1 protein-coding gene is annotated in these 632 nt (G+C 49.1%); it reads right to left on the bottom strand.

The window, feature by feature from the left end:
• Window positions 1-632 (bottom strand): class A beta-lactamase (gene bla, locus SB847_RS20465; protein ID WP_410578381.1); only part of this gene is annotated, 632 nt, incomplete at both ends.

Below are 632 nucleotides of genomic sequence, written 5' to 3'. Positions count from 1 at the left end.
AAGGGCCGAGCGCAGAAGTGGTCCTGCAACTTTATCCGCCTCCATCCAGTCTATTAATTGTTGCCGGGAAGCTAGAGTAAGTAGTTCGCCAGTTAATAGTTTGCGCAACGTTGTTGCCATTGCTGCAGGCATCGTGGTGTCACGCTCGTCGTTTGGTATGGCTTCATTCAGCTCCGGTTCCCAACGATCAAGGCGAGTTACATGATCCCCCATGTTGTGCAAAAAAGCGGTTAGCTCCTTCGGTCCTCCGATCGTTGTCAGAAGTAAGTTGGCCGCAGTGTTATCACTCATGGTTATGGCAGCACTGCATAATTCTCTTACTGTCATGCCATCCGTAAGATGCTTTTCTGTGACTGGTGAGTACTCAACCAAGTCATTCTGAGAATAGTGTATGCGGCGACCGAGTTGCTCTTGCCCGGCGTCAATACGGGATAATACCGCGCCACATAGCAGAACTTTAAAAGTGCTCATCATTGGAAAACGTTCTTCGGGGCGAAAACTCTCAAGGATCTTACCGCTGTTGAGATCCAGTTCGATGTAACCCACTCGTGCACCCAACTGATCTTCAGCATCTTTTACTTTCACCAGCGTTTCTGGGTGAGCCAAAACAGGAAGCCAACATGCCGCAAAAA

The organism is Bacillus sp. SIMBA_026, assembly GCF_046535335.1.
GTDB classification, from domain to species: Bacteria; Bacillota; Bacilli; order Bacillales; family Bacillaceae; genus Bacillus; species Bacillus velezensis.
The sequence above is the reverse complement of the archived record's forward strand: the minus strand, read 5'-3'. Positions and strand labels throughout refer to the sequence as shown.